Genomic DNA, 26,255 nt, shown 5'->3' with positions numbered 1-26,255 from the left:
TTAAGGGGCTGACGCCAGTGACAGCTGCAGCGTTACGGTGGTGCCTTGATTCAACTGGCTGCACACCTGCAAGCCCCCGCCGAGGTCGCGCATTCTGCGGTCCATATTCTCCAGTCCATTTCCGACTGCGGCAGCCTGGTCTGGACGGAACCCGCACCCATCGTCGCTCACAACGATCGACAAACGATTCCTTGCGGGAAATTCGAGCGCAAGCTTGATGCGGCGCGGTGCAGCATGCTTCACCGCATTGTGCAACGCCTCCTTCACTACCATGAACAAATGATGGCGCACCTCGGCTGTCAGCGGAATGACAGGAACTTCGAGAGGCACATCCAGTTCGCAGGAGATGCCAGTCGGACGAAGAAATTCCTGGGCGTAGTAAACGAAATAATCGGCCATCTCCTTCAAGGTGTCGTTCTTTGGATTGATCGCCCAAACGATTTCGTCCATCGCACGAATCGTTTCGCGCGCGGTGTCGGCAATGCTGCGGGTGAATGCCGCCTGGTCGGCTTCCCCCTTGTTTTTCCAGTCCATCAATTCTGTCAGCTTGCCAATCTTCGTCAGGCTGGCGCCAACTTCGTCATGGATATCGCGTGCGATGCGGGCGCGCTCTGCAGCGACAGCACTTTCCTGTTCGAGCCGCCGGATTTGCCGTTGTGCCCGGCGCCGTTCGCCCAGCCGTGCGACGACCGCCACGCCTGAGAGCAGCCCACCCATCATCAGGCCGACGAACCACCCGCGCTGCCAGAAATGCGGCATCAATAAATCCTCGAAGGAGGTTGCCACCATCATCTGGCTGAACTTCCATCCACCGCCATAGCCTCGGTGGATCAGCCTAAATTCATCGAAGGTCGCGTCCGCCTGAAAATGAACCACGATGTTGGTTGGCTGGTTGAACTCAGTCATGCCGTGGGAAAGATCGGGATTGAGCCAGGCAGTAACTTTGGCGTCCTGGCCGGGCACATATTCCACCCGCCATACGATGTAGCGCGGAACGCCGGCCCGCATGTACTCGTAGGAAAACGGAGCATCCGGAACGCTTGAATTGAAGTCCTGGAATTTCCGTGGCGCAGTGGGAACGTTGAGCGCGGAAAAAGCCATCGCCCCGTCCGTATTGCCGATGCCGAGATGTTCCACCCCGTTCTCCACCAGCATGAAGCCGGCTTCAAAGGGCTTGATCATTTTCGCGGCCGTGTCGGAGATCGGCGTGACCTTGATGCGGAAATAAAGCGTGCCCGCCGAGTTGCGATCGCGCGGCTTGACGGCGCCGTGCAGGATGTCCTCGCCCTTGCCGTTGTCGCAGACGAGCACAGTTTCGGGATGGCTCCACAGGACGGCGCCGACGGCGGGAAACGCGACGGCGAGCATTGCCAACAACAGCAACGTGAAGCCGCACGATGGAAGTCTGGAAGCCTGATCACCGAAGCGCACGGAATGGAGACTAATGATTTTCCAGAACAAAGTTCAACACTTCGCTTTGTTTTGCTGGCTCAACGCGAGGGTGGCGTCAGGCATCCCTGCCTGACGTAGAGGGCGTGCATCCTTGCTGCTGCCTTATTTGTACGTACTGGGAACTACTGGGGAGGCGGCAAACTGAGCAGCAGTCGAAAATAGGCGGAACTGGAGTCAGGCAGCGTCACTTCCATCACATCCCGCCCGGTTTCAGGCTCGGTTCCGACCTTGATGGGCGTGATGCCCTCCTGCGTCCATTGCAAAAAATTGGAACTCCATTGCGGCGTTGCAGAAATCAACAGGTTCGTGTCCGCCGCACGCGGCCATCGAATCTTCCTTACGTTGTCCGACACTGTCGCAGACAATCCCGCAGACACGGTGTTCGTCAGCCCGTAGGTCCCGAAATAAATTTCCGCGATGTCGCTGATGCCGTCCCCGTCAACGTCGGCGGCACGCTCGTGTCCGTCGTCGCGCACAGCTCCAATGGGTACGTAACCGATGGGGCGCGTCGAACACGGCGGATCGGACGAGACATGGATCGTGATGATGGAGTGCCAGCCGAACTCCATGATCGTGCTGATGGACGAAAAGCCCAACAGAACCTGATGGGCCCGAACTGATACATAATTGGCGCTCGCGCTGCCGGAGTCGTAACTGTAATCGTTGACCACGCCAGCGGGTGATTCCCAATTCTCAAATATCCGGCCAGGGCGCCCCTGCGCCACCATGCGCCATTCATGGCCCTGCCCCGAGGGCTGAAACATGCTGATCCGGCTCTGCGATGCATCCACGAGCCATTCACCCTTGAGATCTGAATACGCGAGGTTCGCGCCGAAGAAACGCGTGGTGGTGGCATTCGTGGGCGCGATCCGTGTCACCTCCGCCCATGCACCGTTCGTATAATGAAACACAAACGCAGCACCCGCATTGGTGGTGACGATATCCGACTGCGTCGCCCCAACAAACACCTTGTCCGGTCCCAGGGCGAGGCTCGTGCCGAAACGATCCGCAGCTGCGAGATCAGCAGGCGCAAGGTTTGTTTCATAATTCCACACGCCCGCGACGTCCCGACGCCACAGGTGCGCTGCTCCCGTATAACTGCTGTTTCCATTCTGCGGCACCCCGACAGCCAGCGTTCGATCATGCATCTTCACGATGGTGCTGCTGTTGATTGCTGCCGTTTGAAATCCGGGAATCACAAGCTGCTGGCGCTCCTCCCAAAGTCCTTCGTCATTGACGCGATACAAGTGCACGCGCCCCGATGATTCGTAGCGAATCACGGCGAGCCAGGGCCCGTCCATCGCGATCGAATCCTGCTGGCTTCCGAAGGCATCGCCGGAGGCGTTCGGATCGCCCAGTAGATTCGTGCGGAACGCCCATTCGGTGGCGTTGGTTGCCTGCAAGAGGCACACCGTGAAGGAATCGTTTGTAAGACGGGCCGTCGCCGCGAGCCACGATCCGCTCGAGGCAAGCACGCGTCCGAATCCGCCAGTGCCAAGCTTGATCGCGGGAAGCGGCGGCAGGATGAACGACTGAATGTCGTGGAGGCTGGACGCGTAGGGTTTCATGATCCAAATGGCGCCTCGACGATATCCGTCCTGGCTGCTCAACGCCGCTCCAACAGCAATGCGCCCGTCATCGAGCCAGATCGGAGAATCGGCAACTTGCGAATCGACCTGCATGCGGGAAACCTCGAGCAATCCAAATGCAAGCGGTCCGCCGGGCGGAAGGTAGGCGCAGTCCTGCGCATTGGAACGACTCGGAATCGCGGATGGGATTGAAAGAATGACGAGAGAGAAGATTAAGCGAAACATTACGTGCAACTTCATGGCTTTGACCGGGCTGATTGCGCCCACCGTAAAACATGACAATTCATTTCGCGAGGGAGAATTTCCCGGCACGCGGCGCTGCGGCGGCTCCATGCCACTGGTCTTGGTTTTCTCCTCTCGCCTGCGACGCAGGCGCGGGAGAGCGGTTGGGGAGAGGGTGCTCTTCAAAGCAAGCTGAAGCCCGCGCTGTGTAATGGACCTACCTCTTCGGCATCACGAGTACTTTGTCCACGCGGTGGCGATCCATGTCGAGCACCTCAAAGACGTAACCCTGCGACTCGAAGGTTTCACCCTCGCGTGGAACCCGGCCGAAGGTTTTCACGACAAATCCAGCGAGCGTTTGATATTCCGTGTAGGCATCCAGTCCGAACTTGAATCCAGGCAACGCCTTCTCCACCGCTTCGAGATCGATCATCGCATCAATCAGCCACGAACCATCGTCGCGCCGTTTCGCCTCGGGCTTGGCGCGTTCGCCCTGCGACGGAAATTCACCCACGATCGCTTCCATTACATCGATCAGCGTCACCAGTCCCGCCATGCTGCCGAACTCGTCAGTGACCAGCGCGATGTGTTTCCCGGCTTGCTTGAAGGTTTCGACCAACTGCAACACGGTTTGCGTTTCCGGCACAATGAGCGGCGGCGTCATCAGGTCCTTCAGGTTCACCCCGGCGCCCGCGGCGAGGTTCGCATAAATCGCTTTCACCGCCACCACGCCCACCGTGCGATCGCGATTGCCTTCATACACTGGAAAATGCGAATGGCCGCTCACGACGATCTTGTGCCAGACCTGTTCGTGGTCGTCGTTCTGGTTCAGCCAGATCACCTTGGGGCGCGGCGTCATGATTTCCCGCACAGGCAATTTATCCAGCTCGAGTGCGCTGTGGACGATGTGGCTTTCCACCTTGTTGAAGGCGCCCGCACGCACACCTTCCTGCATCATGACGCGAACCTCCTCTTCCGAAACCGTCACTTCCTTTTCGGGTTTGAATCCAATCAGGCGCAACAAACCTTCCGTGGAAAAGCTGAGGAAATTCACAACAGGACCCGCGACCCTGGCAACCCAGTTCATCGGGCGCGCAACCAGCATCGCTATGTTTTCAGGGTTGCTGAGGCCCAATCGCTTTGGCACGAGTTCCCCCAGCACCAGCGAGAAGTAAGTGAGAACGGCCACGACAATGCCAAACGCGAATTTGTCGGCGTGGCTGGCAAGGAACGAAATCTGGCCGATCGGCACGGCGAGCTTCGATGCGAGCGTCGCGCCGCCGACTGCGCCTGCAAAGATGCCGACAAGTGTGATTCCAATCTGCACGGTGGAAAGAAAGCGATTCGGCGACTCCGCAAGCTCGAGCGCAATTCGCGCATTGTCATGGCCCTGCTCGGCGAGCCGTCGCAATCGGGTCTTCCTGGCCGACACGACGGCTATTTCGGCCATGGCGAACACGCCGTTTGCGAGCAGCAGCAGGAATATGATGGCGATTTCCAACGCAATCTGGCTCATGGGGCGATTCTATGGGTGCAACGATTGGCGTGAAAGGTTCAATGAGCCGCGCAGCTGTGAAATCGGCGGCGATCCCGTCGCTATACAGGTTTCTTCCGACGACTCGGGACTCTATCGGCGGCTTCCAGTCCGGCTGGCTGCGGATCTGCGCCGCGAGTCATGGAATCCGCGTGCGTTGCGCTGTGCACATTTGAAACATTTGACCTTTTACCTGTGTGGAAGACTTTGCTAGCGTGCCGCGCTGCCGAACCAGGAATCAGTTGAACGATTACAATGAAAACCATCAACGCCAGAACCTGATCATGAATCGCTTGCCTGGCCCATCCGCTGCCGTGATGTTTTTGATATGCGGTTTGCTGTCCGCGACCGCAGCCGTCCTGACGCAGATTCCCGTGCAGAATTTTGGCGGGGAGACGACGTCATGGATGCTGATGCCGATGGTGTCGTATCGTGAATCCGACGGCCAGATGCACGTCACGATGCCCGCTGCCGTGCCGCAACTCACTCCGTTGCTCGTCAGCAATCCCGCCGACAACTTCAATCCTGCGGATCCATGGTTCGGTGCGCTGGATCCCAGCCAGGGTGGCGCATCCTTCAGCAGCCGTTACGGGTTTGTGATGGATGGCGACACGGACCCGCTGCCTTCGGGAACAGAAATGTGGATTCGAAAACTCTCGGGTCCCGAAGCTCTGAAATTTTATCGTTACTCCAGTTCCGTGCCGCGGCGCTTCGAACCGATTTTCGGAACTCATTCAGTGACCAACGCGATTCACTGGAACGGCATGATGTTTCATCCCGTGGTCGCAGCGCCACCCGGAACGAACATCTGCACGGCGGAATTCGAGGTATATCTCATCAACACCACAACGGGCGAAGCCGTGCCGGGTTCCAGCAGCGGCGTGCTCGCGTTTCACTGGACGAATGTTTCCGACGGGCGGCCGGAGTTGAGCATTGCAGAAGGTGCGACCTTGACCTGGCCAGCGGGAACGGCAACGAACTGGTTGATTGAATCAACCGTTTCATTAAACGCGGGCCCATGGACGAGCCTGACGAACCCGCCTGTAACGCTGGGCGACACACGCGGCGTCATTCTCGACACGGCGGGGTCCCAAAGATTCTTCCGCATGCGTTACGTGCCGTGAATCCTTTCTTCGCTGGCAATGTCGAACGGCCAGGCCAAAACGCAGTTCGCGCCTTCACCCTGGTCGAGTTGCTCGTGGTGATCGCAGTCATCGCGATTCTTGCCGCGCTCCTTTTGCCGGGGATGTCGCAAGCGAAGGAGTCCGCGCGCGCGATTCAATGCCTGAACCAGACCCGTCAGATTGGATTGGCCGCAAGACTGTACGCGGACGAAAACCGCGATGAACTGCCGCGCAGCCAGCATTCCGCGTTCGCACATGGCGAGATCCCTTGGGAACGATCCATCGCACCCCTTCTGGGTTCGACCGCGAACCAGTGGAAAAACCTGCTCTCGGGGATTTACCATTGTCCGTCCGATCGACGATCCCAACCGTGGAGCTACGGCGCGAACGTCTATTTCGAACTGGGCGCGGACGATGATTACATTGGCAAGCCGCAAACCTGGCGGCGCACCACGCAAGTGCCTCGCGCGTCCGCGACCATCCTGTTCGCTGAGAGCAACAGCAGCGCCGATCACGTCATGCCGCACTTCTGGCAAACCGCAGCCGACGCGACGGAAATCGCGCGGGAACGTCATCGAGGCCGGGCCAACTACGCGTTTGTGGATGGACACGCGCGCGCGACGGAATTCAAAACAACGTACGAGCCGTCGAACAAAACGGACCTGTGGAATCCGTCGCTGGCGCAATAAAGTGCTCCGGAACGCGGCGTTCACGCCGCTCAAACACGGGGAACAGAAAATCACAGCAAAGTGCAATTTTCGAAGAGAAATTCTTCTGGCCGATCTCACGGCCATTTGCAACCGTTGGCTCCCACGTGAGCAACAGCTCACCGCGAACTTGAAAGCTAAGCATGGAACCGAAAGCCGATATTGCCGTCATTGGACTGGCCGTCATGGGCCAAAACTTGATTTTGAACATGAACGACCACGGGTTCACCGTGGTTGCCCACAATCGCACCGTTGAGAAGGTCGACCAGTTCCTCGCCAACGAAGCCAGGGGAACGAATGTCATCGGCGCGCGAACCGTCGAGGAAATGGCGGGCCTCCTCAAGCGTCCCCGCCGTGTCATGCTCATGGTCAAGGCGGGCAAGCCCGTGGACGAATTCATCGAACACCTCCTGCCCTGCCTCGAGCCCGGCGACATCATCATCGATGGCGGAAATTCTCTGTTTCAGGACACGGATCGGCGCGTGAAATACGTCGAGAGCAAGGGGCTGCTTTATATCGGCACGGGCGTTTCCGGTGGTGAGGAAGGAGCGCGCCGCGGACCCAGCATCATGCCCGGGGGATCCAAGGCCGCATGGCCGCACGTTAAGGACATTTTCCAGGGAATCGCTGCCAAGGTGCAGGACACCAATGGCGCCGAAGCTGCCTGCTGCGATTGGGTCGGCGAAGGCGGAGCCGGCCATTACGTGAAGATGGTTCACAACGGCATCGAATACGGCGACATGCAGTTGATTTGCGAAGCCTATAACCTGATGAAGACCGGCCTCGGCATGTCGCCCGACGAGATGCACCAGGTCTTTGCCGAATGGAATCACGGCGAGCTGGACAGTTACTTGATCGAAATCAGCCGGGACATCCTGGCGAAGAAGGACGACGACGGCACCCCGCTCGTGGACAAAATCCTCGACACTGCGGGACAAAAGGGAACCGGCAAGTGGACGGTGATCAATTCACAGGACCTGGGCATTCCGATCACTCTCATGGCTGAAGCCGTCTATTCACGCTGTGTGTCCGCGTTGAAGGACGAACGCGTGAAGGCGGCCCGCAAGCTTAAGGGACCCCGCCCTGCCCTGGCCAGCATCTCGGCAAGCGCTGAGAAAAAGAAGGCGCTCATCAATGACATTCGCGACGCGCTCTATGCATCGAAGATCGTGAGTTACGCGCAGGGCTACATGCTGATGCGCGCCGCCGCCAAGGAATATGGCTGGAATCTGAACTACGGCGGCATCGCGCTCATGTGGCGCGGTGGCTGCATCATTCGCTCCCGTTTCCTGGGCAAGATCAAGGACGCCTACGATACCAATCCGAAACTGTCCAACCTCATGCTGGATGATTATTTTCGCGGCGAAATCAAGCGCACGCAGAAGGGCTGGCGCAACATCGTGGCGACCGCCGCAAAGAAGGGCATCCCCGTCCCCGCTTTCAGCACAGCCCTCGCTTTTTACGATCAATATCGTTCCGCCGTCCTCCCAGCGAACCTGCTCCAGGCCCAGCGCGATTACTTTGGCGCCCACACATATGAGCGCGTGGACAAGCCCCGCGGTGAATTCTTCCACACCAACTGGACGGGCCGGGGCGGAACCACCGCATCGGGAACCTATACCGTTTAGCTTTTCGACGATTCAACCCCCGACGGGCGGCAGCGATGCCGCCCGTTTTTTATGCCTTGCGCAATTCGACCCAGAAAGCGGCGCCGTGGCCCAGGTTGGATTGCACCCCAACCCGTCCATCCATGCGTTCCACCCCTTTGCGCACGATCGAGAGGCCGATCCCGGTTCCCTGATACCGCGTGCCATGCAGGCGTTCGAACACGCGGAAGATGCGTTCATGCTGATCTGAAGGAATTCCCACGCCGTTGTCCTTGATCCACAGGCGAACATGACGTTCCGCCTGTTCTGCCCAGAAGCTCACGTGCGGCGCAATGCCCGGAGTCACAAACTTCAAGGCGTTGCCCAGCAGATTTGCCAGTATCTGTCCCAGGGTTGCTTCATGCGCCAGAACCATGGGAAACGGAGGCACCGTTTCCACCTCCGCAGAGGTCTGCTCAATTTGTGTTGCACACTGGAACAATGCCATCTGCCAGGTCCGCATTACATCGACCGGAACAAGTTCTATTTCCGCGCGGGCGGTGCGTCCAAACGCGAGCAAATCCAGGAGCAGCTTGTCCATGAACTCCGCGGAAGCCTGGATGCGATTGAGCAGATGCCGCGCGCTTTCGGAGAGCTCCGGCCGAAAATCGTCCACGAGCAGCTGCGAGTAACCAATCATGGAGCGCAGCGGCGAACGCAGGTCGTGTGCGATGGAATAGACGAAGGCCTCCAGTTGTTCGTTTGTCGAATGCAGGTCGCGCGTGCGCTCAGACACAGCTTTTTCCAGGAGTTGCGCGTGAGATTCCAGCCGCGCCCGCGCTTCGACAAGAGCGTCCTGCAATTGCTTTTCGACTGTCTCGTCACGCAGCACCTTGCTGAATCCAATGAGCTGTCCTTCCTTGTCGCGCAACGCCGTCGTCAGGGAACGGCCGTAAAACGAAGTCCCATCCTTGCGTTGCATCCAGCGATTAAAGCTGGCGCTCCCATTCTCCGCTGCAGCCCGCAGTTCTCCCTCCGCCACGCCTGCTTCGCGATCCTCGTCGCGAAATACAACGCGCGAGACGTCCGCGCCGATAAAATCCTCGCGTTCGAACCCCAGGATGCGCCGTACTCCTTCATTCCAGCTGCTCGGGTGTCCTGAAGTGTCGGTTCGATAAATGGCATAATCGGACACCTGCTCGATCAGCGTCCGGTAGCGTTCCTCGCTCTCCTCAATCGCCTTTTGTTGCGCGTCCTTCAGGTTCAAGAGATCGCGCACCTGATACTGGCGGCGGCGCGAACGGAGAGCGACCTGGATGGAGTGCAGCAGCGTCATCGAAGCGATCGGCCGCTCCAGCAGCGTCAGGCTTCCCGCCGCAGCCGCTATCAGGTTGAGCAGCTTGGCCCAACGCGATTCGCCGCCCCCGCTGATGAGCACGATCACAGGCAATTCCGACCAGGGGGGCTGAGCCTGCAGCCACTCCAGCATTCGCGGCAGCTCCGGCGACTGCAATGCCTCCTGCGTCATCAACAGCGCGCCAACACTCACAACGTCACTCGCGAAACAATCGGTCAACGCAGTTCCAACCTGCGCCTGGACTCCGCTCTCCGACAAGACCTGCGCCATTGCACCCGCGTCCTGGCCAATGGGCGCAACAATGATGACTGAATGATCGGAATTATTGCGGAGCATCGCCGGCCTTCATCATGCGATCAGCATTCCCATCGAAAGTCGGCGTTCCGCTCAGTATCCCTCTGAACTGCCTCAGCGGCGCGCCAATTTGAATGCCGCGCCCCGTCTCGAGCTTGAACTCGCGCACTGCCTTTTCATGAGCACCGCTCCGCTTCTTCACCACGGCAATCGCCTGCTTGATTTCGCCTGCAGCTTCAAAATGCTGAAGCATCACCACTGTGTCCGCCAGATAGGACAAATCCATGGGCGCGGACATCGACGCCGTCAAGCCATGCAGTGCCATTACGATGATTGTGACCACGCCCTGCTGGTTTAAATAGGCGGTTAATTCGTGCAATTGCGCCATGAGGTATTGCTCCCCGGGCATGGCATTGAGGTAGCCATTCAGGCTGTCGATGACGACCAGTTTGCAACCGTCTTCGACGCCGCGGACAATGCGGTCCACAAACTCGCCCGGCGAGATTTCAGCGGGATCCAGCTGTGCGATTTTAACCAAATCGCGCTGAACACCAGGCTCAATGTCGATGCCCAGCTGTTTTGCGCGGGCGAGCATAACCCTCAGAGTTTCGTCAAAGGTCAGGACCATCGCGCATTCCCCGCGCTTGCTCATCTCGGCAGCGTATTGAAGCGCGAGGGTTGTTTTGCCTGTGCCCGCAGAACCCATGATGAGGGCCGTCGTTCCACGATCGAACCCCCCGCCAAGCAGGTCATCAAACGGTTTCAGCCCGCTGGAGACGGGTTCAGGTCCCGTGTCTGAACGATGTTCGCCCGCGACCAGGCGCGGGAAGATCCGCAAACCGCCGGAGACAATCGTATAATCGTGATACCCCTCAGAGAATTCCACGCCGCGCATCTTGAGCACGCGCAACCGGCGCCGGGACGTGCCGTAATTCGGAGAGAGCTGTTCCATTTCCACGACCCCATGCGCGAGGCTGAGAATGTGTGGATCGGCTCCAATGTTTTCGTTGCTCATCTTGTCGTCGAGCAGGAGCACTGTGCTGCCGGCTGCCGCAAATTCCTCCTTCAAAATCAGAAGCTGGCGCCTGTATCGCAGCGAGGTCTCAGCCATCAGGCGGAATTCCGACAATGAATCGAACACGACGCGCGCAGGCCGGATCCGCCGCAGCTCGTCCTTCAACAGGCGGCTGACCTTGCCGAGCTCCACTTCGGACGTATGAAATACGGTGTTTTGAGACTCGGGCCTGAGCAGCGCTTCAATGGCGGACAGTTCCATCAGCGGCACATTTTCCAGCGACCATCCATGGGATCGCGCCACCTTCAAGAGCTCGCGTTTGCTTTCAGACAATGTGATGTAAAAGACCTTTTCGCCGCGCCGCACACCTTCAAGGAGGAATTGCAGCGCCAGGGTCGTTTTCCCAGAGCCCGGATCGCCCTGGATCAAATAGAAATAATCAGCCGGCACACCGCCGCCGGTGATCTCGTCGAAACCGTCAATGCCGCTCGGGCAACGCAGGTCGTGGTCCAGGACCGAATCAGGTGCTTCGCTCATAAAGTGTGGAAAATCGCATGCAACGCGCCAACCGCCGCAGCTCCCGTCAGGGCGCCGTTTCAGGGCAGCGCAACCACTCGATGCCACTCATGCAGCGTGGCAGCAAATTTGACCAACTCAGACAACCGGCTCGGTTTGACCACGTAACTATTCGCCCGCAACTCATAAGCTCGCTGCACGTCGCTCTGACGCGACGAAGCCGAAAGGATATGAACTGTCAACTTTCCGCACTCCGGGTCGCCCCTGATCCATTGAAGGACTTCGAACCCATTCATGCCAGGCATGTTGATGTCGAGCAGCAGAATGTGCGGGAATGGGTAAACACCGCGATCCGCAAAGGCATCTCTTCCCGTGAGATACGCGACGACCTGCAACCCATCGCCCACGTCGTGCAAGGAACTGGTGACCGCTGCCTTTTTGAAGGCTTCTCGAAGGAGAAAGAGGTCATCGGGATTGTCTTCGGCTGCCAGGATGTGCAACGGCCCATTGTTCACGCTCGAAGTCATAGTGGGACGCGTCTCGTTTAGCAAGCAGGGGAAACCACCCGGCTGCCGCGGTTGGAACCAAGAGCGGGTGAAAACCTCTTTTCGTGTGGTTGGTGTAATTCGTGATCATTCACCCCTCCGACCCGAAAGGGCAAAACGATCTTACGGGAAGCTCGCCCCTCAACGCGAATGGCCGCCGCCGCTGTGAGCCCGTCGGAAATAAAGCGGCCATGATGTCACGGTCGGCTTGAAACCTCGGTCGATTGCAGGTCAGCGCGCAGCTCCGGGCCTTTCCAACCGCCGCCCAGCGCGCGATACAGCGTCACTGCGTTCAAGAGCCGCGCGGCCTGGAACTGCAGCAGGTTTTGTTGCGCGGCATAAAGATCCTGCTGCGCAAGCAATACCGTGACGTAGCTGTCGACTCCCTGCCGATACCGTGCGTTCGTCAACTCAAACCGTTTCTGCTGCGCGGCAACCAATCGTTCCTGCGCGGCCAGGCGATCCCCAACCCTCGATCGCACGACGAGCGCATCGGCAACTTCGCGGAATCCGGCCTGGATCGCCCGTTCGTAGTTCGCAATCTCAATCTGCTTCTGCAGGGCGGAGACGTCGAGGTTGGCGCGGTTGCGTCCGCCCTGAAAAATCGGAACCGTGATCTGCGGCGAGAAATTCCACGCAAACGACGGGCCCGTAAACAGGTCGCTCAATTTCGCGCTGGCGGTGCCCGCGGATCCCGTGAGCAGGACGCGCGGAAAGAAAGCAGCCCGAGCCGCACCGATGTTGGCGTTCGCCGCCTTCAGAATGTGTTCTGCCGCAAGGATGTCGGGACGGCGCAGCAGGACTTCGGAAGGCACACCCTCTGGCAGGTCCATGAGCAGCGGCTGCTCCCGCAACGAATATCCAGCCGGCACATCCTGCGGCAGCGGCCGGCCGATCAGGAGCGCCAGCGCATTTTCGGATTGGGCGCGCAGTTCGTCAAAGGTCGAAACATTCACGCGCGCTGTCTGCACCTGGGCCTCCGCCGTGCGCAGATCCAGCTCGGAAGCCGTGCCTGCCGCGAAACTGCGGCGGTTCAATTCGAATGATTGCTCCACTGCGCGCAGGGTTTCTTCCGCCAGCGCCTGCGATTCCTTCAACTGCAGCCACGTCAGGTATTGGGAAGCGACTTCGGAAACCAGTGCGATGTGAACGCTCCGCCGCGTTTCCTCCGAGGCAAAATACCGTTCCAGTGCTTCTCGTTTCAGGCTGCGAACCCGGCCGAACAGATCGAGTTCAAACGCAGCGCCCACATTCACATCAAAGGCGTTCGCGGTTATCGGGTCGCCACTCAGCGTATAAGTGCCGGGAGTCCGCGCCCTGCTCCCCAGTGCGTTCGCGTCAAGCGCCGGAAACAATGCGGAACGCTGGATCCGATATTGTGCGCGGGTTTGCTCCACCCTGAGAGCCGCAACGCGAAGATCGCGATTATGTTCGAGGCTCAGCGCGATCAACTGCCGCAGGCGCGGATCGCCAAAAAACTCCGGCCAGCGAATGTCTGCAGCCGCGGCGTTTGTCGGACTTCCCGAGACGCCTGCAGGCCAATGTCCAGTGACGGGCGAAGCAGGTCGCTCGTAATCGGGTGCCATCGTGCAACCCGTTACCAGAACGCCAGCCGCAAAACCCGGCAGCAGCCATCTCGAAAAACACGTTCTACAAAGAATCTCAATCATACAGCTCGCTCGCCTTCCTGAAGACCCGGAGTGCCTGCCGACGGGCGCATCAATTTCTTGGGTTTGAAGATGCGCATGACGACAACGTAGAACACGGGAGTGAAGAAAATGCCCAGCACCGTCGCCGCCAGCATGCCTCCGGCCACGCCGGTTCCGATCGCATTCTGGCTCGCCGAACCCGCGCCCGAACTGATCACGAGCGGCGTGACTCCCAGGATGAATGCGAACGATGTCATCAGGATGGGACGCAGCCGCAGATGAACCGCTTCCAGAGTGGCTTCAACCAGATCGCGTCCAGCGGCCTGAAGATCCTTCGCATATTCAATGATCAGGATCGCATTCTTGGTCGCAAGCCCGACTGTCGTCAGCAAACCGACCTTGAAGTAAACATCATTTGGCAACCCGCGGAATGTCGCCGCGAGAAGTGCGCCCAGGATTCCCAAGGGCACGATGAGAACCACAGAGAGCGGAATGCTCCAGCTTTCGTAAAGGGCCGCAAGGCAGAGAAACACAACGAGCAGCGATAGCAGATACAACATGGGTGCCTGCGCGCCCGCGAGCCGCTCCTCAAACGATTGTCCCGTCCATTCGTAGCTGATGCCGGCCGGCAGCTTTGCCGCCATCTCTTCCATCGCATTCATGGCTTCGCCCGTGCTTCGACCCGGCGCCGCTGTCCCGACAATCTGCACTGATGGAAAGCCATTGTACTTCTGCAGCTGGGGCGCACCGTAGGTCCAGCGAATCGACGTGAACGCCGACAGCGGCACCATGGATCCTGCACGATTGCGAACGAACACATTGCTCACGTCGTCGGGTGTCATGCGATACGGAGCATCGAGCTGCACCATCACGCGCTGGACGCGGTTGCCGTTCACGAAGTTGTTGACGTAAGCCGACCCGAAATACGTCTGCAGCGTCGAATTGATTTCACCAAGCGACACGCCGAGCGCAGTCGCCTTGTCCTGGTCGATTTCGATCTTCAGCTGCGCGGCGTCCTCAAGGCCCTGCGGCCGGACGCCCGCCACGCGCGGGTCTTCCGCTGCCATGCCCAGCAATTGGTTGCGCGCTTCCATCAGCTTCTCGTGGCCCAGCCCGCCAAGGTCCTGCAGCTGGAAATCAAAGCCAGCCGAATTGCCCAGTTCCGGTATCGGCGGCGGATTCACCGGGAAAATAACCGCGTCCTTGATGGAGGCGAAGTGAGCCGACGCGCGCGCAATCACGCCGTCCACGCGATGCTCGGCGCCTTTCCGTTCATCCCACGGTTTCAACCGCGCGAACGACAACGCGGAATTCTGGCCGCGGCCGTTGAAGCTGAATCCCGCGACGGTGATGAAGCTCGCGATCTCGGGCTGCCTGGAATAGTACTCCTCCACCTGCCGCAACACCGCATCGGTCCGCTCCTGAGTCGCGCCAACCGGCAGCTGGATGTTGGTGATGAAATAACCCTGGTCTTCAGCAGGGAGGAAGGCTGAGGGAAGCCGGGCATACAACAGCGCAACCGCGCCAAGGATGACTGCGAATGCAATCATCGCCACCACTGACTTGCGCAAAATCTTTGCAACCCAGCCCTCGTAACGCTTGGTCGCGCGGGCAAAACCACGATTAAACCATCCGAAAAATCCCGTTTTCCCGTGCTTGTGGCCCTTGTCCACCGGCTTCAACAACGTGGCGCAAAGCGCAGGCGTAAGCGACAACGCGAGAAATACCGAGAACAACATCGATGCGACAAGCGACATCGAGAACTGGCGATAGATGTTTCCAACCGATCCCGAGAAGAACGCCATTGGAATAAACACTGCCGTGAGCACCAGCGAAATGCCGATTAACGCGCCCGTGATCTGGCTCATGGCCTTGATCGTGGCGTCCAACGGCGACAGGCCCTCCTCCGCCATGATGCGTTCCACGTTTTCCACCACAACAATCGCGTCATCGACCAGGATCCCAATGGCCAGCACCATCCCGAACATCGTCAGCACATTGATGGAAAAACCAAAGGCCAGCATCATGCCGAACGTTCCCAGCAAGGCCACAGGAACGACAATCGTGGGGATCAGCGTGGCGCGGAGATTCTGCAGGAAGAGATACATGACGAGGAACACGAGAAGAATCGCCTCGGCGAGTGTCTTCAAGACTTCAATGATCGAGATGCGGACGAAGGTCGACGTGTTCAGCGGATAGTCCACGCGCACCCCGGGCGGAAAGAATTTGGCGAGCTCCTTGACCTTTTCCTCGACGGCGGTTGCTGTTGTGAGCGCGTTCGCCGAAGGCGCCATGCGGATGGCGACCGCTGCAGACGGATGGCCGTTTACACGGGCAGATGTGCCGTAATTCTCCGCCCCCAGCGCAACACGGCCAACGTCCTTGAGCAAAACACGCGAGCCGTCGGGATTCATCCGCAGGACGATCTGCTCGAATTCCGGAACTGTCGTGAGCGTTGTGCGTCCCTGCATGATGATGTTGAGCTGCTGCCCTTCCACTGACGGGTTCGCGCCCAATTGTCCGACAGGGACCTGCGTGTTCTGTTGCTGGATCGCTGTCGTAACATCGCTCGCCGCCAGCCCGAAACTGTTCATCTTGTCGGGATCGAGCCAGATCCGCATGGCATACTGCGACCCGAACATCATCGCCTCACCCACGCCACTAATGCGCCGGATGGGATCCAGGACATTCGCGGCGATGTAGTTTCCGAGCGCGTATGAATCGAGGCTGTCATCCTCGGTCGACAGCGTGAAGAACATCATGAAATTGCGCGTCGCCTTCGCGATCACAATCCCCTGTTGCTGCACGGTTTGCGGCAGGCTCGGCGTCGCGAGCTGCACCTTGTTCTGCACCTGCACCTGTGCCGTGTCAGGGTCGGTGCTCGGCGTGAAGAACAGCGTGATCGTCGCCTGGCCCGACGCGTCGCTGCTCGAAGACATGTAAAGGAGGTTATCGATGCCGTTGAGCTGCTGCTCGATGACGGAAGTGACGGTGTCCTGCAGTGTTTCTGCGGATGCGCCTGCGTAGTTGGCGCTGACGGAGATCGACGGCGGCGCCACGCGGGGATACTGCGCGATGGGCAGCCGCGTGATCGCGAGTCCGCCCAGCACCATGATGAGAATCGAAACGACCCAGGCAAAGACCGGGCGATGGATGAAGAAATGCGCCATGACAGATCCTTTAATGCGCAGCTACAGCCGCGCGGGCCGGGATTTCCGCAACCGGGGTGGGACCGTTGGAATTGAATGGCACGGGCGCGACCACCGATCCGGGAGGCGCTTTCTGCGAACCTTCAACGATGATCTTCTCGCCCGCTTTCAGGCCGCGCGCGACGAGGACCTTGTTGCCAACCAGCCGATCGACATCGATCCGCCGCAACTCCACCTTGTTTTCGTCTGTCACCACCAAAACAGTCGCGCCGCCGCCGGCTCCATACGTGACAGTCCGTTGCGGAACAGTGATTGCATCCGAAATCACGCGCTGCACGATCTGTCCGCGCACGAACATTCCCGTCAGCAGGAAATAGCCCGGGTTTGGAACGAGCGCGCGGAGAGTCACCATTCCTGTGGTGGGATCGACGGACACATCAGAGAACAGCACGCGCCCGGTTTGGTCATAGGTCGAACCGTCGTCGAGAATGAGCGTCACATCGGCTTGCGCCGGACGGGAGGAGCTTGAACCCGCTTCCAATGAACGCCGCAGCCGCAGCAGGTCAGTGCTGGACTGCGTGAAGTCGAAATAAACCGGATCCAGCTGCCGGATCACCGCGAGTTGCGTGGCTTCAACGGCGCTGACCAGCGCGCCTTCGGTGACCATCGCTCTCCCAATGCGCCCGGAAATTGGCGCCGTGACTTTCGCATAGGAAAGATTGAGTTCAGCCGTTCGAACCCCGGCCTTCGCCGCCAGCAATTCGGCTTCATCCTGTCCCAGAGTCGCCTGCGCCTCGTCAAACGTCTGCCTGCTGATGGCATTGATCTGCACGAGGTCGCGGTAGCGTTCGACGGTGGCGGCCGATTCCTTCAACGCGGCCTCAGCGCGGGCATGGGCTGCGCGGGCGCTGTTGAGTTCCGCCTGCAACGGTTCAGGATCGATTTCAAACAGGACGTCGCCTTCCTTCACGTTGGCGCCTTCCTCAAACAGGCGCTTGAGCAGGATGCCCGTGGCGCGGGCGCGGACCTGCGCTTCGCGAACAGGGTTGATCCGGCCGGGCAATTCCGTGGTGAGCTTCACGGGCTCGGTTTCAACCGTCAGCACGGACACCGCGGCGGGCGGCCTTTCAGCAGGAGCTGCTGACTTCCTGCCGCAACCCGGCAGCAGGAACGCCAATGCGATCGATGGAACAAAAATACCCAGCGCACGAACAATCAGTTTCATAACAGAGTAAAAAAAGGAAATCAGGCGGTCCGAAAACCGGCGGTGACAAAAGCGATCAGCATTTGGATCTGCGTCTCGGTATCGACCTTGCCCGCATCGGCAGGAACAAAGCGATCTCGCGTCAGCAACCAATGATGAAGAACACCGAATGTAAATTTCCGGCGCCAGAAAATCTCGGCACGCGAAAGGTGAGGAAGCGCCTTGAGCAGCAGGGCATCCATGCGCCGAATCAAGGGGTCGAACTGCCTCTTCAAGAGCTCTTCAAGCCCATGCGTGGTCTCCACGAGGCAGCGTCCCATCAATCGCGTAAACGTCGTGAGATGCCTCCCCTCCTTCGCGCAGCCTGTCAACGTCGGACGAATCACCGCCTCGAGGATCTCCTCCACCTTCACACGCCTGCCGCCAGTCGACTTCTCCAGCGCACTCAGCGCTTCCAATCGTGCATGGTTCACCGGGCCGATACGCCGCTCGAACACGGCGGCAATCAGCTCGTCCTTGGTGCCAAAATGATAGTTAACCGCAGCGAGGTTCACCTTCGCCTTTTCGGTGATGTCCCGGATCGACACACGCTCGAAACCGTTGTCGGCGAACAATTCCTCGGCGACATCCAGGATTCGGGTCTTCGTTTCGATGCAATTCATACGAGCGTTTGAAACAGTAGTTTCAAATCCGCCCGTGTCAATTGGGTTTCGGCGAAGCATCTTCTCTGAAGGTGATTGATGTCGGTAAAATCACTGCGATCTGTAACCGCTTGACGCCCGCCCTGTGAGGCACGATCGGGGGAGAGTTGGAGTGAAATCGTCTGTGAATCTGGACCTCTGCTTCCTCTGCCAGCTCCTGTTCAAAAGATTTGGGTGCGGTTCGGCCTCCGCAAAGGCGTTTAACAGGAGGCCGAAGAGATAGCAGGGACGAAGAAAAGACCCCTGCTGTTTATTCGGGTGCCACCTCCCCCCGGCCCCTCCTCCGGCTTCGCTCGGCAGAGGGGGAGTTTAAATCAACCACAGGAGGTTTGAAAGCTGCGGTACGGTCGAGCGATACTTCTGCCTCGGAATGTTCCGGCATCAGGGCTGGAGCGCGCCATGCAGGTCTTCTCGAGCGCGCATGACACGCACTGCATCTCCAGTGTCTTCCATCTCGTACAGTTTCGCGCGCGTGCGCGGACTGCCGAAGGGTTGATGCAGCACCATCATCAACTGCCCGTCGAAGGTCTTGAACAACATGCCATGACCACTGTCATTGCCGACCAGCGGCTCGAGCTGCTCCCAAGGCCCCTTGAGTGTGCCCGTCCTAGAACGCGCGAGCGTCTCGACGTAGCCGTTCCGATTGTAGCTCGCCCAAAGCATCAGGAGTTTTCCAGCCTTCGTCCGGTAGAACTGCGGCCCGTCCGTGACGTAACGATTCTCGCGAACGCTCGGCACCTTCTCAGCGTTGATCCACGGCGCGTCCGAAGCCTTGAACAAATGAATGGGCTCGCCGATCGAATCGGAGAGGTCCTCCTTCAAACGAATGGCTTCCATCGTTCCATCGACAACCTGAATCCATTCATGCGCATACACCATCCAGGGCTGCCCCTCAGGATCCACGAACAGCGTTCCATCGAGGGTCATGAAATTCGTGGGCGGATGCGGTCCGCTGGTTTTCAGCAGGCGAAACGGTCCCTCGGGAGAATCACTTTCCGCCACCACCGATCCGCGGAGGTGGTTCGTTCGCACCGATTCGGGCGGGACTGAGAAGACCGCCGCGTTGTTGTGCAACGTGCAGAACAGATAAAACTTGCCCTTGTATTCATGCACCTCAGGCGCCCAAACACCGTCGTTTGGATTGGCCCATACACCATCAGGCACCGTGAAAACCAAGTGCGGTCCGTCCCAGTTCAGCAGGTCCTTGCTCTTATATGTGACCACGCCCGAGCGGCCGACGGGAGAACGGCGGCCAATCGCTGTGTAGAGGTGGTAGGTCTTGCTGGGTTCGTGTGCGACGATGAAGGGATCGTGGACCCGGATGTTCGCAAGCCGAAGATTGGAGGCGGAAGGCAGCTGGGAAGCCGCGGAGTTCGTCGCGCCGCTCTCCGCCGCCTGGAGGACAGCCAGCGAAAGCCAGGCCGCACAGAGCACAACGGTTTGCTTCAACGTCTTCATAAAACAAGCGGTTGCTTTCAGGCAGGGACTCGCGCCAGTGGGCATTCATCCGGCCCGGTCCATCCGCGGCGGAGTCGCCGCGTCCCGCGAGGTTATGCCACTTCGATCAGGTTGGACACGACTGACACGTCGCCGAACTGCGCCTTCACACGCGCGACCGCATGTTCGGCCGTCAGGCCATACTTTCGGCGAAGCTCATCCTGGGTCGTGGCGTGTTCGACGAATTGATCGGGCCAGCCGATTCGCACCACAGGAGTCGAAAGCCCGAGTTCGCTGAACAGCTCCAGCACCGCGGATCCATACCCGCCCATGAGGACGTGATCCTCAAGGGTAACGACCAGGTCGGCTGCCTTGCCGAAGAACTCGTGGGTGCCTGCGTCGAGCGGCTTCGTGAACCTGGGATTAACTAGCGCGACGTCGTACCCTTCGGCTTCGAGTTGCGCCGCGGCCGAACGCGCAATGCCGCACATGGCGCCCAGCCCAAACAACGCAACCTTGCGTTTGCCATTGCTTGAGAAATTGCGGAGCAGTTCCGCCTTTCCAATTTCCAGGAGCTTCGGCTGTTCCTTGATCGGCACGCCCTCCGCCGCACCACGCGGATATCGAATGAATGCCGGGTGTGGATGATGTGTCGCCGTGAACATCATGTCCGCGAGCTCATCCTCATCCTTCGGCGCCATCGCCGTCACGTTCGGCAGGCAGCGCAGATAGGCGATGTCGAAAATTCCGTGATGCGTTGGACCGTCGTTAGCCGACAAGCCAGCCCGGTCCATGCAGAAAATCACGGGCAGATCCTGCAGGCAGACATCGTGATGAATGCAGTCGTAGGCCCGCTGCAGGAAGCTCGAGTAAATCGCCACCACTGGATGCAATCCCATCGTCGCCATGCCCGCCGCAAAGATGACCCCGTGTTCCTCGGCGATCCCCACGTCGTAATAACGATCCGGCATCGCCTTCTCCAGGTGCTTCATCCCGGTTCCGCTCGGCATTGCCGCCGTGATTCCAACCAGCGTGGAGTTTTTCTGGCACAACTTCACGAGGGTTTGCCCCATGACATCCTGATAATTCGGCGGTGCGCCAAGCTTCGCCGGCGGCGAGTCACCCGTCTTGATGTCGTAAGGGCCTGTGCCATGAAATTTTTCGGGTGACTTGATCGCTGCGTCGTATCCCTTGCCTTTCTTCGTAAGAATATGGATGACGATGGGATGATCGCAGGTCTTCGCGAATTCCAGCGTGCTGATCAGGAGCGGAAGATCGTGCCCGTCGATGGGCCCCAGGTAACGCACGCCCATTTCCTCAAACAGCACAGCGCTGCCAAATCCGCCGCGTCCATCTGCATCCAGCGCGTTGCCCGTTTGACGCAGGCCTACTTCATTGATGGCGCCTTTGAAGCCTTCCTCCGCCTTGTGCGCGAGCTTGAGTGCAATCTCGCCCTTGGGCAGGCGACGCAGGAACCCTTGAAATTCCTTCGCCAGCTTGTTGTACGACGGATTCGTAATGAGCTTGTTCAGGTACGTGGCAATCGCCCCCACGTTCTTGGCAATGCTCCATTCGTTGTCATTAAGAATCCCGATGAAACGCTTCGTCGTGTGGGAAATGTTGTTCAGCGCCTCGAACGAAATGCCATTGGTAAGGGCCGCGTCCCCAAAGATGCAGACCACGTTTTCATCCGTGCCGTTCTTGTCCCGCGCCGCGCACATTCCGAGCGCGGCCGATAGCGCAGTGCCCGCGTGACCCGCGCCGTAACAATCGTGGGGGCTTTCCGTCCGCAGCGCGAACCCGTTCAACCCGTCCGTCGTGCGGATCGTGTTGAAGCGGCTCTTCCGTCCCGTGAGCAGCTTATGGACGTATACCTGGTGGCTGACATCCCACACGAATTTGTCGCGCGGCGTGCTGAATACATGATGCAGCGCGAGGGTAAGCTCGACGACGCCGAGGTTCGGCCCCAGATGGCCCCCGTTCTTTGCGAGAACGGTAATCAGTTCGTATCGGATTTCTTCGGCGAGCTGGCGGAGCTGTTCGAGCGTCAATTTCTTGACGTGCTGCGGTTCATCCACCGTGTCCAGGTATCGGCTCATAGATTGGCTGCATTGCACCGTTAAATGATCAATCGTTAAATCGGTTCAAACCCGGTTTAACGATTGTCTCTACGGTTCAACTTTCGGCTTGGTCAGATTCAAACGGCTTCAGCGTCATATCGCCAGCCGCATTCTTTTCGAGTTGTTGAATTTTCAGGTCTGCCTCGGCAAGTTTCGCCTGGCAGATGCGTGCCAGCTGCGTGCCCTCTTCGTAACGCGCCAGCAACGTTTCCAAGGGAAGCTCTTCCGCTTCCATCGTTTCCACAATGGACTCGAGCTTCTTCAAAGCGTCTTCAAATGGAACGTTGCCGTTTTTGCCCGCGTCACCGGGCCTGGCCGACTTCGACATGGCGAAACTCTAGGTTAAAGCCCCATAGTCGTCCAGTGCGCTTATCGCCTCGCGCACACGCCGGCGGCCGCCGCCTTGCCGCTTTCGCAACAAGTGAGTCATCCTGTCCGCAGTGGGCACATCACCCGCGTGGCCGTCCGGCAGGCTTTGGGCGACATTGCCCCATACGCCTGCGATCAGCGCAGCGCACGCCGCCATATGAAGAACTCAAAAACAAAAACTGCGCCCGGCGCAGGAACGAAAAAGCCCCTGGACCGCCGCGAAAATCCCGGGGCCCGCGACGAGCGCGGAGCTGCAACCCGCGCAGAAATTCGATCAGGAGCATCGATGATGTCCGCGCCGCGCCAAACGCAACGGCGCGTGGAACGAAGCAACCAACCGCGTAGCGCCAAAAACTAGGCTGACAAGCCTTCGATTGGAACTACGGAAACCAAGAAAGACACAACCATGAAAGAACGACACACCGAAAAAGATACTGGCCGCCGGATGGACACCGGCAGGGGCACTGACGCGAATCGCGATCCCATCACGGGCGCGCCCGGCGCACATCCAGTGGGAGCGGGCGTTGGGGCAGCCGGTGGCGCAGCCGCTGGCGCAGCTGTGGGAGCTGTCGGCGGGCCCGTTGGCGCAGCAGTCGGATTGGTCGCAGGCGGTATTGTCGGCGGCTTGGCCGGAAAAGGAGTCGCCGAAAAGATCGACCCGACCGTTGAGGATGCATACTGGCGTGATAATTATCGCAACCAGCCGTATGTGGATCGCACCGCTGAATACGACGAGTACCGCCCCGCGTATCGCACCGGATACGAAGGCTATTCCCGATATGCCGGGAAACGATTCGAAGATGTTGAACCTGATCTTCAGCGGGATTACGAGAAGTCCCGCGGAACATCCCGCCTCGGCTGGGACAAGGCCAAACACGCGACTCGTGATGCATGGCATCGAGTAGAGCACGCCATGCCCGGAGATGCTGATGGCGACGGCCGTTAGACGCCTCGCATAAGCCCGTGGCGCAGGTTTTCAATTCCAAACCTGCTGTATGGCTGGCGCTTCCAAGGCGGCTTCGCGCGGGAACGCGCGGATACCGCAAAGAAGCCGACAAGACAGCAGACGCGGATATCTGCGCCGCGGCGATCGCATTTTGTTCGGCAATCGAACATTGCGTCGACACGAAGACGCCCACTAGTCTCCAGCCTCGTGAGCCTGCACGTGATTTCGCTGGTCGTATGGGGCTCCCGACGCAAAGAATCTCATGGACGCTGACGAGAAAGAAATCTGCCTGTTCCTGAAGTCATATCCCGGCCAATTTGTTGGCCTGCGGGAAATCTGCAGGCGCGCCGGAGGGAAGCAACGTTTCCAGGAGGAAGAGGACTGGGCACTTCCTGTCTTGCTTCGTCTCGCTGAAAGGGGTCTCGTGGAAGACGACCGTGCAGGACATTTCCGGCTCGTGCGGAAGGAAAAACGCACGGAACAGAAATGGATCGCCCCGCATCTTCGGGACATCCTCAAGCGCAGCGGGAAGACGTTTGACGTCGCCGAGGACGAAGACCACTCCTAGTCCTCGTGGCTGGCGTGTGCATGCGAACGCTGCTCCTGAACCCGGCGGACGCGTCTCTGATGCGCAGCATGATTGAGGATCTGCTTCACTTCGTCATCCGTGGTCGGAAGAAAATTCGCATACCACGTTCCAACGGCAAAGAATGGCTCAGGACACTCGCCGCAGATCAATTCATCCACCTCCGCGCGAAAGTGATCGCATGTGTCCCTGGACCCAATCGGAACAGCGGCCGTGATGTAGGCCGGTTTCTTAAGCCGTAGTGCACGGACGGCGGCCCGCATCGTCGCACCGGTAGCCAGCCCGTCATCCACCAGGATCACAGTGCGGCCTTCCAGGTCCACGGGATCCCGATCCCCGCGGAACGCTGCTTCCGCCCTTTGCAATTCGTGTTCCTCCTCCTGCGTTACCGCTTCGACAGCGGTCGATGGGATGGAAAGCCGCTGGATGATTTCTTCATTCAACACCCGGACGCCTCCCGAAGCGATCGCTCCCATGGCCAACTCTTCATAGCCCGGCACGCCTAATTTTCGCACCACGAACACATCCAATGGCGAGTTCAGTTCCTCAGCGACACGCGCAGCCACGGGAACTCCGCCACGTGGAAGCGCCAGCACAACGAGGGATGGGTCGCTGGAATGGTGTGCAAGTTTCGCCGCGAGGAAGCGGCCCGCATCGGAACGGTCCTGGAATAATGGTCCCATGATCAAACGCGCATTGGGTGAAAGTGATTGGCGAACCATTCGGCAGCCATTTGCGCAACAATCTCCAGCTTCCCTTCTTCCTCAAACAGATGGCTTGCGCCCGGCACGATCCTCAGCGCCTTCTCACACTGAAGCTGTGTGTACGCATCCTCGTTCAAGGGCAGCACCGAGGTGTCCTCCTTGCCGACGATCAACAACGTCGCGGCGGTGACATTCGGGAGAGCCTGCGCTGCGAGATCAGGCCGGCCGCCGCGCGACACCATCGCCACAATCGTTTCGCGCAGCTGTGTTGATGCGATCAATGCGGCCGCCGCGCCTGTGCTGGAACCAAAGAAACCAATTGGAATGTCGCGGGTCGTTGCGCGATCTGCAGCCCATCGGGTAATGGCAACGAGGCGTTCCGAGAGGAAAGGAATATTGAAACGCAGGTGTCGTGTGTAGGCTTCGGCCTCCTCCTCCTCAGCTGTCAACAGATCGACAAGCAACGTGCCGAGCCCCGCGTGTTGCAATGTTTTCGCCACAGCCTGATTCCGGGGACTGTGCCGGCTGCTGCCGCTTCCGTGTGCAAAGATCACCAACCCGGAACTGGAGTCCGGCAGGTTCAACGCTCCCTGGAGTTTAATCCCTTTGAATAAGATGGATACGTCATGCGCGCTCATGGGCTGATCAGAAATTAAGTTTCAGGAATAAACCGCCGGGGCGCAGCAGATGCAAACCCCTTCAAGACCCCATACGCACCGCCCCGGCGTCCTACGCTGCCCCTTACGCGAATTACGCTAAATGGCGCTGCAAAGATTTTAATCGCGGACCGAACCGTCCATCTTCCATCTTCCATCTTCCATCTTCCATCTTCCATCCCTCGACCCTCTCCGCTACCTCTGCGTGCTCCTGTTAAAAGTTTGTTTTTTGAACGCCGTTTGACGGAGGGGGCTGAAAAGACGCAACGGCGTTTACGCGAATTACGCAAATTTTCGCGAATTAAAGAGAGAAACCTTAACCACGGATGGACACGGATTTCCAAACAGAATGCTGAGAGGCTAAAAGCTGAAAGGGTGAAGCAAGAAACACGGTTTACGCGGATTGGGATGTGAGATACGGGATATCCGATCCCATTTCGTGTGGTTCGTGTGATTCGTGGTTACCTGCTTTTGAGGTCCCCTCTCTCCAGCTCTCTCCCCGTTCGTGCCTCCCGGGGCGAGAGAGATCAATGGGTCAGTTTCGAGTCCTAAATTTGCGTCTTCTCCGCTCTGGGTAGTCTCTGCGTGCTCCTGTTCAACGTCTTTCCTTCGCGCCCTTCGCGGCCTCCGCGTGAGGCTTTTCGGGTTGAATGGGGGAGAGACCTCTGAGGTAGTCCGTCAATCATGGAGTTGAAAGATGTTCACACGCATTTCATGCAGCGGGTTGGTGTGGAAGAAGGGCAGCGTAAAGGCTCTCGTAGAGTGTGACTCCGCGGCGCTGCAAGCTCCGCAG

At 58.9% G+C, this 26,255-nt stretch carries 20 protein-coding genes; 5 read left to right on the top strand and 15 right to left on the bottom strand.

The window, feature by feature from the left end:
• From VEH04_16600 to VEH04_16590, 3 genes are all read right to left on the bottom strand, one after another.
• Positions 1-1,368 (bottom strand): sensor histidine kinase, encoded by a 1,368-nt coding sequence (locus tag VEH04_16600; protein HYG24399.1) that lies wholly within the window; start codon positions 1,366-1,368, stop codon positions 1-3.
• A gap of 206 nt (positions 1,369-1,574) precedes the next feature.
• The gene (locus VEH04_16595; GenBank protein ID HYG24398.1) at positions 1,575-3,266 is read right to left on the bottom strand and encodes a hypothetical protein; all 1,692 of its coding nucleotides are present in this window, start codon (positions 3,264-3,266) and stop codon (positions 1,575-1,577) included.
• A 214-nt stretch (positions 3,267-3,480) separates the two neighbouring features.
• Positions 3,481-4,779, bottom strand: a complete 1,299-nt coding sequence (locus VEH04_16590; protein ID HYG24397.1) for a hemolysin family protein — start codon at positions 4,777-4,779, stop codon at positions 3,481-3,483.
• A gap of 302 nt (positions 4,780-5,081) precedes the next feature.
• On the opposite strand from VEH04_16590, the gene VEH04_16585 reads away from it, so the two are divergent.
• The 3 genes from VEH04_16585 (at position 5,082) to gnd (ending at position 8,256) form a co-directional block, all read left to right on the top strand.
• A complete protein-coding gene (locus tag VEH04_16585) occupies positions 5,082-5,921 on the top strand; it encodes a hypothetical protein (GenBank protein ID HYG24396.1) in 840 nt (279 codons plus the stop codon).
• Entirely contained in the window at positions 5,918-6,610 is a 693-nt protein-coding gene (locus tag VEH04_16580; GenBank protein HYG24395.1) for a DUF1559 domain-containing protein, read from the top strand. Before VEH04_16585 ends, VEH04_16580 begins: the two co-directional genes overlap by 4 nt.
• Before the next feature lie 161 nt (positions 6,611-6,771).
• Entirely contained in the window at positions 6,772-8,256 is a 1,485-nt protein-coding gene (gnd, locus tag VEH04_16575) for a decarboxylating NADP(+)-dependent phosphogluconate dehydrogenase (protein HYG24394.1), read from the top strand.
• 49 nt (positions 8,257-8,305) lie between these two features.
• On the opposite strand, the gene VEH04_16570 is transcribed toward gnd, so the two are convergent.
• The 10 genes from VEH04_16570 to VEH04_16525 form a co-directional block, all read right to left on the bottom strand.
• A complete protein-coding gene (locus VEH04_16570; GenBank protein HYG24393.1) occupies positions 8,306-9,907 on the bottom strand; it encodes an ATP-binding protein in 1,602 nt (533 codons plus the stop codon).
• The gene (locus tag VEH04_16565; protein ID HYG24392.1) at positions 9,894-11,417 is read right to left on the bottom strand and encodes an ATPase domain-containing protein; all 1,524 of its coding nucleotides are present in this window, start codon (positions 11,415-11,417) and stop codon (positions 9,894-9,896) included. The genes VEH04_16570 and VEH04_16565 overlap by 14 nt, the downstream gene beginning before the upstream one ends.
• 59 nt (positions 11,418-11,476) lie before the next feature.
• Positions 11,477-11,923: a response regulator gene (locus tag VEH04_16560; GenBank protein HYG24391.1), complete on the bottom strand. Its 447-nt coding sequence runs from the start codon at positions 11,921-11,923 to the stop codon at positions 11,477-11,479.
• 215 nt (positions 11,924-12,138) lie between these two features.
• Positions 12,139-13,611, bottom strand: coding sequence for an efflux transporter outer membrane subunit (locus VEH04_16555; protein ID HYG24390.1), 1,473 nt, complete (start codon positions 13,609-13,611; stop codon positions 12,139-12,141).
• Positions 13,608-16,760: an efflux RND transporter permease subunit gene (locus VEH04_16550; protein ID HYG24389.1), complete on the bottom strand. Its 3,153-nt coding sequence runs from the start codon at positions 16,758-16,760 to the stop codon at positions 13,608-13,610. The genes VEH04_16555 and VEH04_16550 overlap by 4 nt, the downstream gene beginning before the upstream one ends.
• A gap of 10 nt (positions 16,761-16,770) precedes the next feature.
• Complete coding sequence (locus tag VEH04_16545; GenBank protein HYG24388.1) at positions 16,771-17,964, bottom strand: efflux RND transporter periplasmic adaptor subunit; 1,194 nt, start codon at positions 17,962-17,964, stop codon at positions 16,771-16,773.
• 20 nt (positions 17,965-17,984) lie between these two features.
• Positions 17,985-18,605, bottom strand: coding sequence for a TetR/AcrR family transcriptional regulator (locus VEH04_16540; protein HYG24387.1), 621 nt, complete (start codon positions 18,603-18,605; stop codon positions 17,985-17,987).
• A gap of 420 nt (positions 18,606-19,025) precedes the next feature.
• The gene (locus VEH04_16535; GenBank protein ID HYG24386.1) at positions 19,026-20,102 is read right to left on the bottom strand and encodes a glycoside hydrolase family 43 protein; all 1,077 of its coding nucleotides are present in this window, start codon (positions 20,100-20,102) and stop codon (positions 19,026-19,028) included.
• 92 nt (positions 20,103-20,194) lie between these two features.
• Positions 20,195-22,180: a 1-deoxy-D-xylulose-5-phosphate synthase gene (dxs, locus tag VEH04_16530; GenBank protein HYG24385.1), complete on the bottom strand. Its 1,986-nt coding sequence runs from the start codon at positions 22,178-22,180 to the stop codon at positions 20,195-20,197.
• Positions 22,181-22,256: 76 nt separating this feature from the next.
• Complete coding sequence (locus tag VEH04_16525) at positions 22,257-22,529, bottom strand: exodeoxyribonuclease VII small subunit (GenBank protein HYG24384.1); 273 nt, start codon at positions 22,527-22,529, stop codon at positions 22,257-22,259.
• Positions 22,530-22,976: 447 nt separating this feature from the next.
• On the opposite strand from VEH04_16525, the gene VEH04_16520 reads away from it, so the two are divergent.
• Together VEH04_16520 and VEH04_16515 are read left to right on the top strand one after the other, a co-directional pair.
• The gene (locus VEH04_16520) at positions 22,977-23,516 is read left to right on the top strand and encodes a hypothetical protein (protein HYG24383.1); all 540 of its coding nucleotides are present in this window, start codon (positions 22,977-22,979) and stop codon (positions 23,514-23,516) included.
• Between the two features lie 262 nt (positions 23,517-23,778).
• Positions 23,779-24,084 carry a hypothetical protein gene (locus VEH04_16515; GenBank protein HYG24382.1) on the top strand — a complete coding sequence of 102 codons (306 nt, stop codon included), beginning with the start codon at positions 23,779-23,781 and terminating at the stop codon, positions 24,082-24,084.
• Here VEH04_16515 and VEH04_16510 read toward each other — a convergent pair.
• Both VEH04_16510 and VEH04_16505 read right to left on the bottom strand, forming a co-directional pair.
• Entirely contained in the window at positions 24,081-24,785 is a 705-nt protein-coding gene (locus tag VEH04_16510; GenBank protein HYG24381.1) for a phosphoribosyltransferase, read from the bottom strand. The genes VEH04_16515 and VEH04_16510 overlap by 4 nt on opposite strands.
• A 2-nt stretch (positions 24,786-24,787) precedes the next feature.
• Positions 24,788-25,444 (bottom strand): alpha/beta hydrolase, encoded by a 657-nt coding sequence (locus tag VEH04_16505; protein HYG24380.1) that lies wholly within the window; start codon positions 25,442-25,444, stop codon positions 24,788-24,790.
• Between the last annotated feature and the right edge of the window lie 811 nt (positions 25,445-26,255).

The sequence above is a fragment of the Verrucomicrobiia bacterium genome (assembly GCA_035629175.1).
GTDB lineage: Bacteria > Verrucomicrobiota > Verrucomicrobiia > Limisphaerales > DASXHY01 > DASXHY01.
The sequence above is the reverse complement of the archived record's forward strand: the minus strand, read 5'-3'. Positions and strand labels throughout refer to the sequence as shown.